Below are 9525 nucleotides of genomic sequence, written 5' to 3' on the forward strand. Positions count from 1 at the left end.
AGGGCGACCGCCGCGGCGGCCAGCGCGCGGACGCCGCGCCGCTCCCAGTCGGAGCCGTACGCGGCGACCGCCGCCGACTCCAGCCGGGTGACGAAGGCGGCGGCGCCGGGCGGCCGGTCCTCGGCGCTCTTGGCCATCCCCGCGAGGACGAGCGGCCGCAGCGGCTCCGGGACGCCCTCGACGTCCACCGGCGCCGCCAGGTGCTGGTTCATCAGCGCCGCCCGCTCGCCCGCGGCGAAGGGCCGGCTGCCGGTGACGCACTCCACGAACACGCAGGTGGCGGCGTACACGTCGGTGGCGGGGGTGGCGGGCTCGCCGCGCCACTGTTCGGGCGCCATGTACGCGGGCGTCCCGGCGAACGAGCCCTGCCCCGCGAGCACGGCCACGCCGAAGTCGACGAGCTTGCTCAGCCCGTCCCCCTGGACGACGACGTTCGCGGGCTTGTAGTCGCGGTGCACGACGCCGACGGCGTGCGCGGCGGCCAGCCCGAGCAGCGAGCCCTTCAGGACGAGCAGCGCGGCCTCCGGCGCCAGCGCGCCGTGCTCGCCGAGCACCGCCTTCAGCGACGCCCCGTTGACCGCCTCCATCACGATCGCCGCGCCGTGCTCGCTCTCCACGAACTGGTAGAGCCGCGCGACGTAGGGGCTGGTCAGGCGGCCGAGCATCTGGGCCTCGGCGCGCAACCCGGCGACGGCCCCGGCGTCCGCCTGCGCCAGGTACTTGATCGCCACCGGTGTGCCGGCCCGCGCGTGCCGGGCGAGGACGACCCGGCCCTGCGCGCCGCGTCCGAGCTCGCGATCCTCGATGAAGTCCGCCAGCCGCCACTCCGCCATCGCGATCCCCTTGCTCGTGCCCGGTCAGCATTCCACCAGGAGGTGACGCCTGTGCGTAAGGGAAGGTTCGCAACAAGTTGATCTGACGCCCGGGACGGCGGCCGGGTGATGTGGGCCACATCGGACGCTCAGCCGGGCACGGCCCCGCACGAATTTGGAACGTGATAAGGAGCAGGTCACGCCCTTTTCCTGTCGGGACCTGATAAGTCGGGGCCGAAAATCCCGTCCCGAAATGACCTGATCAATGTGCTAGAACCCGGAGGAGGTCGGCCACACGAAAGGGACTTCATGGGCGCGGTGGAGGCTCGGGACATCGGACGGACGGTCGACACGGAGCGGTACCCGCTCGCCGACCCGGGCGGCGCCCAATGGCGGGCCGTCGTCGCGCGGACCCGCGCCGACCTGGCGGAATCCGGGTGCAGCGTGCTGCCCGACTTCGTCCGCCCCGACCTGCGCGCCGACCTGCGCGCGGAAGGCGCCGCGATCGCGCCGCTGGCCCACTACGACGTCGAGACGGTCAACGCCTACAACATCGACATCGCCACGCCATTGCCGGACGACCATCCGGGCCGCATCACCGTCGAGCGCGGGAACGCGTTCGTGGCGCGCGACCTCATTCCCGCGGAATCCATCATCCAGCGCCTCTATTCGAGCGCGGCGTTCCGGCATTTCGTGGCGAGCTGCTTCGGGCTGCCGGAGGTCCACGAGCTGGCCGATCCGCTGTCGGGGCTGGTGCTGAACGTCGTCAACCCCGGCATGGAGCACCCCTGGCACTTCGACACCAACGAGTTCACGGTGAGCCTGCTGACCCAGGAGCCCGAGGCCGGCGGCGTCTTCGAGTACTGCCCGAACATCCGGTCCGCCGCGGCGGAGAACCTCCCCGACGTCCGCGCCGTCCTCACCGGGGACGGCGGCCATCTGGTCCGCCGGCTGACGCTGCGCCCCGGCGACCTCCAGCTCTTCAAGGGACGCTACTCGCTGCACCGCGTCCGCGAGGTCGGCGGCGCGACGGCCCGGCACACGGCGATCTTCGCCTACAGCGAGCGGCCCGGCGTGATCGGCAGCGTGGCCCGCACCCGGCAGCTCTTCGGCCGCGTCCTCCCCGCCCACCTGGCCGCCGAACCCCAAGCCGTCCGCGTCGACGCCCTCCTGGACTAGGGCCCGGGGTCCGGTCCGGGCCGTTCCATGTCCCGCAGGTTCCAGGAAAGGAACGCGATCGTGCGTGTCGACATGACAGGGAAAGTCTCGCTCGACCACATCTATGTCCAGCCCGATCCGCGCGCCTACTTCGGGACGCTGCGCGGTCTCGACTACCACATTCCCGAGCTGGCGAAACCGCACTTCGCCGCGCTCGTCGACGAGTATCGGGAGGCGCGGGGGGTCGCCGTTCCGACCGTTCTCGACATCGGCTGCTCCTACGGCATCAACGCGGCGCTCCTCAAGCACGGCGCGACGATGGCCGAGTTGTACGATCGCTACAGCGGGCCGGACGCCGACCGGTGGACGCGGGCCGCGCTGCTGGCCCGCGACCGGGAGTCGATCCGTACCGGTGAACCCGCGAACCGCACCCGCTTCCTCGGCCTGGACGCCTCCGACAACGCCCTGTCCTACGCGCTCGAAGCCGGCTTCCTCGACGGCGCCGTCCACGCGGACCTGGAGGCCGGCGACCCCACCGAGGAGCAGCGCGCGCAGCTCGCCCCCACCGACGTCGTCATCTCGACCGGCTGCCTCGGCTACGTCACCGAGCGCACCCTCCTGCGGGTCGTGGAGGCGAGCGCCGGGACGGGCGGGCCGCCGTGGATGGCGCACTTCGTCCTCCGCATGTTCCCCTTCGACCCCATCGCCGAGCGCCTCGCCGAGGCGGGATACGAGACCGTCCGCCACGACGGCGTGTTCCGGCAGCGGCGGTTCGCCACCGAGGAGGAGCGGACGCTCGTCCTGGACCGCCTGTCGGCCGTCGGGGTCGACCCGAGCGGCCTGGAGACGGACGGCTGGCTCTACGCGCAGCTCCACGTCTCGCGTCCCCGCGCCGCGACCTGACCCCGACGCCCCTTTCCGCACCAGCACGAGGAACCGCCCGTGAACGCCACTCCCGAGCTCTCGTCCCGCACCTTCGGCAACGAGGACGCCCTGCCGCGCGTGCCGCTGCCCTCGCTCGACGCGACCGCCGACCGCTTCCTGGAGTGGTGCGCGCCGCTGCTCACCCCGGACGAGCGGGCGGAGACCGAGGCGGCGCTCGCCGCGTTCGTCCGCCCGGACGGGCCGGGCCGGGCGCTGCACGCGGCGCTCGAACGCTACGAGCGGAGCGAGGGCGTGCACAGCTGGCTCGACACGTTCTGGCCGTACCGGTACCTGGGCCGGCGCGACCGGATCGCGCTGAACGCCAACTTCTTCTTCCTGTTCAAGGACACCGGCGAGGGCCAGGTGGAGCGCGCCGCCGGGCTCGTCGCCGCGGCCCTGGACTACAAGCTGCGGCTGGACGCGGAGGCGGTCGCGCCGGCCGTCCAGCGCGGGCGTCCGCTGTCGATGGCGCAGAACCGGTACCTGTTCTCGACGACGCGGATCCCCGGCGACGAGCAGGACACCGTCCGCGCGCCCTACACCGACGCGTGGCCCGGCCCGTCCGAGGCCCGGCACATCATGGTGTTCTTCCGCGGCACGATGATCCGCATGGACGTGCTCGGCCCGGACGGGCGGCCGCACACCCTCGACGAGCTGGCGGGCGGGCTGCGGGCCGCCATGAAGACCGATCCGGCGATCGAGCCGTCCGCCGGGCACCTCACCACCAAGGCCCGCGCCGAGTGGGCGGCGAGCCGGCGGGCCCTCCTCGCCGCCGACCCCGCCAACGCCCGCGCGCTCGACGACGTGGAGACCGCGCTGTTCTGCCTCTGCCTGGAGGACTTCTCGCCCCGGGACGAGCTGGAGGCGTGCGACCACCTCCTGCACGGCGACAGCGCGAACCGGTGGTTCGACAAGGCGGTGTCGTTCGTGGTGTTCGGCGACGGGCGCGCCGGGATCAACGTCGAGCACTGCGGGCTGGACGGCACCACGATCCTCAGCTTCGTCGACGACCTCCTCGGCTCCCCCGCCGGCGACCACTCGGTGCGCTCGGGCGCCGTCGCGCAGGGGCTGCCGGCCTTCGCGCCGATCGAGTTCGCCCTGGACGACGCGCTGCGGGCCGACATCCGCGACGCGGGCGACGCGTTCGCCGCCTACGCCGCCGCCACGGCCACCGCGGCCGTGTCGTTCGACGACTTCGGCAGCACGCGCGCCAAGGAGCTGCGCGTCTCGCCCGACGCGTTCGTGCAGATGGCCTACCAGCTCGCCCACCGGCGCGCGAAGGGCCTGACCGGCGCCACCTACGAGTCGATCGCGACCCGCCAGTACCGGAACGGGCGCACGGAGGCGATGCGCGTCGTCACGCCCGAGGTCGTCCGCTTCGTCGAGACGATGGACGACCCCGGCGCGGACGACGCCGCCCGCGCCGCGGCCTTCCGCGCCGCCGCCGAGGCGCACGTCCGCCGCGCCAAGGAGTGCCAGGCGGGCGACGCGCCCGAGCAGCACCTGTGGGAGCTGCAACTGATCCAGAAGCGGCGCGGCGCGGAGCTCGGGATCACCGAGCCCCTGGCGCTGTTCGAGTCGCCGGGCTGGGTGAGGATGCGGGACGACTACCTGAGCACCAGCTCGGCGCCGTCCGTGAACATCCAGTACTTCGGGTTCGGGTCCACGAGCGAGCAGTGCATCGGCGTCGCCTACGTCCTGCTCCCCGACCGCTTCAACGTCTACCTGAGCACGCCGCAGGCCGTGGCGGGCGCGATGCGGGTCTTCGCGGACGAGCTGCGCCGCGCCGTGCGGGAGCTACAGGACCTCCTCGCAACGGCAAGCTGACGATCACCGGCCGGGACGGGCCGGGCGGCCCAGGCCCCCCGGCCCGGCCGGTCTCAGGCGGCCGTGCCGGCGGCGGGCGGGGGTGCGGCGGCCGCGATGTCGTCCGCGAGCGGCATGACCACCGCGGCGATCTCGGCGATCACCGTGTCCGGGACGCCGGCCGCGGCGAGCGCCGCGACCAGGTGCTCCGCGACCCGGTCGAAGTGGGCCCGCTCGATGCCGCGTCCCGTGTGGACGTCCTTCATCGGCGCGCCGCCGTACACCATCGGGCCGCCGAGCGCCTGGCCGAAGAACTCGACCTGGCGCCCCTTCAGCCGGGCGAGGTTCGTCCCGGCGAAGAAGGGCTTCAGCTCGTCGTCCGCGAGGATGCGGACGTACAGGTCGTCCACCACCGCGGTCAGCGCGGGCTCGCCGCCGATGCGCTCGTAGATGCTCATGGCGCGCTCCTCCAGGGGTGAGGTCGTTCCAGTGAGCACAGGACAACGCACCGTGCTTTCGGTCCGGTTGCCGTCCTGTTAGGGGTAGGGCACCGAACCCGCACGGCCCGTGGCGGCCGGTGTGAAGCCTCGGCCCGGGCGCGGTCCGGCACGCATAATCGGCTGGACGGATGTACACGGCGGGCAGGGGACATCGTGACCGACGCGGCTGAGCTCGACCTCCCCTTCTTCGACTACTCGGCGCCCGACCTCACCGGCGAGGTGTACCACCGGCGGCTGGCCGAGACCGCGCGGCACGGCTGGCTCGCCCAGGCCCCGCTGTCCTACGTGGTGCTGGACCGCGAGTCCGCCGAGTTCTTCCTCCGGTCCCGCGCGACGGCGTTCCCCGGCCCGCAGATCGCGGACCTGTTCGGGGTGACGGGCGGGCGGCTGCGCGAGCAGATCGACGCGAACATCGTCAACCAGACCGGCGAGCGGCACCGGCGGCTGCGCTCCCTCGTCGGCCCGGCGTTCGCGCCGCGGGCCGCGGGGCGCTGGCGGCCCGTGATGCGCGGCTTCCTCGACGGCCTGTGGGACCCCGCCCGGACGTCCTGCGACGCCGTCGAGGCCTTCGCCCGGCCGTACCCGGCGCTGACCATCGCGGCGGTGTTCGGCGCGCCCGCCGCGGACGCCCCGCGGCTCCAGGCCTGGTCCGCCTGGGTGCAGCGGCAGTTCGACATCCGCGCGCTCGCCGCGGACCTGCCGGCGATCGAGCGCGCGACCGCGGAGGTGTACGCCTACGTCGAGGACCTGCTCGCCGCCCGCCGGGACGCGCCGGGCGACGACCTGCTGAGCACGCTGCTCGCCGCCGAGGACGAGGGCGACCGGCTGTCCCGTGCCGAGTGCGTCAACCTCGTCCTCAACGTGATGGCCGGCGGGATCGACACGATGCAGGCGCAGCTCGCGCACGCGCTGCGGCTGTTCGCCGAGCACCCGGACCAGTGGGCGCTGCTCGCCGCCGAGCCGGGCCGGGCGGCGCGGGCCGTGGACGAGGTGCTGCGGTTCGAGCCGATCACGCCGTTCACCGCGCGGGTCTGCCTGGAGCCGGTCGAGTTCCGCGGCGTGGCGTTCCCCGCCGGGGCGATCGTCGCGGTCTGCGCCGAGCGCGCCAACCGGGACGAGGGCGAGGAGTTCGACATCACGGCCGTCCGCGAGCACCGCCCGCTGACGTTCGGCGCCGGCGCGCACTACTGCCTGGGCGCCAACCTCGCGAGGGCCGAGCTGGAGGAGGCCCTCGCGTTCCTCGCGCCGCGGATGCCGGGCCTCGCCCTCGACGGCCCGCCCCGCCTGGGCGGCGTCGAGGGCATCTACGGCGTCGAGTCGCTGCCCGTCCGCTGGCGCCCCCCGCGGTGAGCGGGGGACGCCTCATCTGTGGCGCCCGGGCTCAGGTGGCGGCGAGGGCCTCGGTCGGGGACAGCCGGGACGCGCGGATCGCCGGGTAGAGCCCGGCCAGCGCGCCGATGAGCAGCGTCGCCGCGACCCCGCCCGCCACCGCCCATGCCGGGACGACGACCGGCCAGCCCTGGTACAGCGCGTAGACCAGCGTGACCAGCGTGCCGATGAGCGCCCCGCCCGCGCCGCCGAGCGCGGACAGCAGCAGCGACTCGGCGAGGAACTGCGTGCGGATCTGGCCCCGGGTCGCGCCGAGCGAGCGCCGCAGGCCGATCTCGGCGCGGCGCTCCAGCACCGAGATGACCATGGTGTTGGCCACCCCGACGCCGCCGACGAGCAGCGCCACCGCGCCGAGGCCGAGCAGCAGCCCGGTGAACGCCTCGCCCGCGGCCTTCTTCGCCGCGAGCGCGTCGGACGGGCGCGACACCTGCACCTCGTTCGGCGCCTCCGGGTTCGCGGTCGCCCCGAGGACGTTCCGGACGTCCTCGACGCTCGCGTCCCGGGACCGCGTGTAGATCGTGGTCGGGTGCCCGTCGAAGCCCAGCCGCGCCTGCGCCACCGGCCAGCCGACCAGCGCGGACGCGTCCAGCTCCGGGGCCAGCGGCGCCTTGGCGAGGATGCCGACGACGGTGAACCACTTCCCGCCGACCAGCACCTTGACGCCCGGTCCCGCGTGCCCGATCCCGAGCCGGTCCGCGGCCGACGAGCCGAGCACGACCGCCGGGTAGGAGCCGGTGGCGGCGTTCAGCCAGGTGCCGCCGCGCAGCTCCGCGCCGGTGGCGGCGCGCAGGTCGGTGCGGGCGGCGTAGACGGCGATCCCGCTGGTCTCGGTCTTCGGGATCCTGCCGGACCGGTAGACCTTCGCGTCGTCCAGCAGCCCGATCGCCGACACCTCCCGCACCGGGGCGATCCGCGCCACCATCGCCTCGGACTCCAGCGGGAGCTGGGCCTTCTCGCCGGTGAGCGTGCTGCCGGGCGAGACCGTGAGCAGGTTGGTGCCGAGCGCGGCGAGGGCGCGGTCGAGGTCGGCCCGCGAGGACGAGGAGACGCCGACGACGGCGACCATCGCGGCGATCCCGATCGCGATGCCGAGCGCCGACAGGAACGCCCGCATCGGCCGGGTCCGCAGCCCCACCGCGCCGACCTTCAGCACGTCCCCCGGCCAGAGCCGCGCCGGGCGCAGCGCCCCGCCGGCGGACGCGGCGGCCATCACCGCACCTCCGCCGGTGCCGCCACGGCCGCTTCGCCGGTCGCTCCGGCGGACGTCCCGCCGGGTGGGCCGGAGTCGCTCACCACCAGGCCGTCGCGCATTCGCACCTGCCGCGGCAGGCCGTCCGCGATCTCCCGGTCGTGCGTGATGATGACGACGGTGGTGCCGCCCGCGTGCAGCTCCCGCAGCAGCTCCATCACCCCGTTCCCGGACACCGAGTCGAGGGCGCCGGTCGGCTCGTCGGCGAGCAGCAGCGCGGGCTCGCCCGCGACGGCCCGCGCGATCGCGACCCGCTGCCGCTCCCCGCCTGACAGCTCGTGCGGCTCGTGGCCCATCCGGTGCCCGAGCCCGACCCGCTCCAGCGCGGCCATCGCGCGGCGGCGCCGCTCCCCCGGCCGCAGCCCCGCGTACAGGAGCCCGTCGGCGACGTTGTCGACCGCCTTCGTGCCCGCCGCGAGGTGGAACTGCTGGAACACGAACCCGATGCGGCCCGCCCGCAGCGCCGACAGCTTCGCGTCCGGCAGCCGCCCCACGTCGTGGCCGTCGATGTGGACGGTCCCGGACGTCGGCCGGTCCAGCGTGCCGAGGACGTTCAGCATCGTCGACTTGCCCGAGCCGGACGGCCCCACGATCGCGACGAGCTCGCCGGCGCCGACGTGCAGCGAGACGCCGCCGAGGGCCCGGACGCCGCCCGGATAGATCTTGGTCACGTCCCGCAGATCGATCATTTCGGGACCCCGACGGTCGTGCCCTCGGCGATCCCGGCGCCGGACACCTCGACCCGCCCGTCCGCGAACAGGCCCGTCCTCACGGGAACGTACGAGGACGTGCCGTCCTTGACGACCTCCACTCCGAACCCGCCCTCCTCCAGCGCCAGCAGCGCCGACACCGGCACGGTCAGGACGTTCTCGCGCTCGCCCGCCGTGAACGCGACGTCCACCGAGGCCAGCGCGTACGCCGCGGCGGCCTTGCGGGCCTTCGCCGACCGCAGCCACACGGTCACCTCGACCTTGGTGGTCGGGTCCTCGCCCTGCGACCCCGGCTCGATCACGGTCGTGACGTCGTCGATCCTCGCCGGGACGGTCTCGTCGTCGGGGAGCGTCACCTCGACCGCGGCGCCCTTCCTCGCCATCCGCTGGTCGGTGGTCTCCAGCTCGACGGTGACGGCCTTGTCGGTGCCGGTGTAGGTGAGGACCTTCCGGCCGGGGGACGTCGGGTCGCCCGCGCTCGCCGCCAGGCTGTCCACCCGGACGGCGGCGGGCGCGAACACGACCTGGCCGAGCTCGACGGCGCCGGTCTCCTCGCGGCCGATGTCGTCCTGCCACTCCTCGACCGCCTCGGCCGTGTCCGAGGTGTACTCGTCGTCGACGGTGAAGCCGTCGTAGCCGAGCGCTCGCAGGTTCTTCTCGAAGCGGAGCACGTCGGAGCCCTCGGTGCCCACCCGCAGCGCGCGGTACGCCGGCTTGGACCCGTACATCAGCGTGACGGGCTTGCCGTCCACCTCGTACAGCTCCTGGCCCCGCTTGACCACGTCACCGCTCTCGGGGAGCCTCGTCAGCGTGCCCGGGAGCCGGCTCGTCACGTCGTGCGTCGGCCCGAAGCCGAGCTGCCCGTCCTCGGTCTGGGTGTCCTTGAGGGTCTGCCGGGTCACGGGCGCGGTCCTCGGCGGCAGCGCGCTCGCCGTCCCGCCGGACGAGCCGCCGCCCGCGCCGGCCAGCACGACGGC

At 74.2% G+C, this 9525-nt stretch carries 9 protein-coding genes; 4 read left to right on the forward strand and 5 right to left on the reverse strand.

Annotation, left to right across the window (positions count from 1 at the left end; translation table 11 throughout):
• On the reverse strand, positions 1-833 hold an 833-nt coding region (locus tag E1300_RS43770; protein ID WP_131763179.1), incomplete at its 3' end, for a serine/threonine-protein kinase.
• 288 nt (positions 834-1121) lie between these two features.
• On the opposite strand from E1300_RS43770, the gene E1300_RS43775 reads away from it, so the two are divergent.
• From E1300_RS43775 to E1300_RS43785, 3 genes are read left to right on the forward strand one after another with little or no spacing between them, the layout of a single operon-like run.
• Positions 1122-1991: a HalD/BesD family halogenase gene (locus tag E1300_RS43775; RefSeq protein ID WP_131763180.1), complete on the forward strand. Its 870-nt coding sequence runs from the start codon at positions 1122-1124 to the stop codon at positions 1989-1991.
• A gap of 60 nt (positions 1992-2051) precedes the next feature.
• Positions 2052-2873: a class I SAM-dependent methyltransferase gene (locus E1300_RS43780; RefSeq protein WP_131763181.1), complete on the forward strand. Its 822-nt coding sequence runs from the start codon at positions 2052-2054 to the stop codon at positions 2871-2873.
• A 39-nt stretch (positions 2874-2912) separates the two neighbouring features.
• Entirely contained in the window at positions 2913-4721 is a 1809-nt protein-coding gene (locus E1300_RS43785; RefSeq protein WP_131763182.1) for a choline/carnitine O-acyltransferase, read from the forward strand.
• A 53-nt stretch (positions 4722-4774) separates the two neighbouring features.
• Here the strand turns inward: E1300_RS43785 and E1300_RS43790 are convergent, their stop codons facing one another.
• Entirely contained in the window at positions 4775-5158 is a 384-nt protein-coding gene (locus tag E1300_RS43790; RefSeq protein ID WP_131763183.1) for a group I truncated hemoglobin, read from the reverse strand.
• A gap of 195 nt (positions 5159-5353) precedes the next feature.
• On the opposite strand from E1300_RS43790, the gene E1300_RS43795 reads away from it, so the two are divergent.
• Positions 5354-6550, forward strand: coding sequence for a cytochrome P450 (locus E1300_RS43795; RefSeq protein WP_165503262.1), 1197 nt, complete (start codon positions 5354-5356; stop codon positions 6548-6550).
• A 31-nt stretch (positions 6551-6581) separates the two neighbouring features.
• Here the strand turns inward: E1300_RS43795 and E1300_RS43800 are convergent, their stop codons facing one another.
• From E1300_RS43800 to E1300_RS43810, 3 genes are all read right to left on the reverse strand, one after another.
• Positions 6582-7799, reverse strand: coding sequence for an ABC transporter permease (locus tag E1300_RS43800; RefSeq protein ID WP_131763185.1), 1218 nt, complete (start codon positions 7797-7799; stop codon positions 6582-6584).
• The gene (locus E1300_RS43805; protein WP_131763186.1) at positions 7799-8527 is read right to left on the reverse strand and encodes an ABC transporter ATP-binding protein; all 729 of its coding nucleotides are present in this window, start codon (positions 8525-8527) and stop codon (positions 7799-7801) included. Before E1300_RS43805 ends, E1300_RS43800 begins: the two co-directional genes overlap by 1 nt.
• Positions 8524-9525, reverse strand: a 1002-nt coding sequence (locus E1300_RS43810; protein WP_207400305.1) for an efflux RND transporter periplasmic adaptor subunit, incomplete at its 5' end; no start/stop codon positions are given. The genes E1300_RS43805 and E1300_RS43810, both read right to left, overlap by 4 nt.

Source organism: Actinomadura fibrosa, from assembly GCF_900659615.1.
GTDB classification, from domain to species: Bacteria; Actinomycetota; Actinomycetes; order Streptosporangiales; family Streptosporangiaceae; genus Spirillospora; species Spirillospora fibrosa.

Coding starts and splice junctions, on each gene's coding strand:
- E1300_RS43775 (WP_131763180.1), top strand. CDS start 1,122: ATGGGCGCGGTGGAGGCTCGGGACATCGGACGGACGGTCGACACGGAG.
- E1300_RS43790 (WP_131763183.1), bottom strand. CDS start 5,158: ATGAGCATCTACGAGCGCATCGGCGGCGAGCCCGCGCTGACCGCGGTG.
- E1300_RS43800 (WP_131763185.1), bottom strand. CDS start 7,799: ATGGCCGCCGCGTCCGCCGGCGGGGCGCTGCGCCCGGCGCGGCTCTGG.
- E1300_RS43805 (WP_131763186.1), bottom strand. CDS start 8,527: ATGATCGATCTGCGGGACGTGACCAAGATCTATCCGGGCGGCGTCCGG.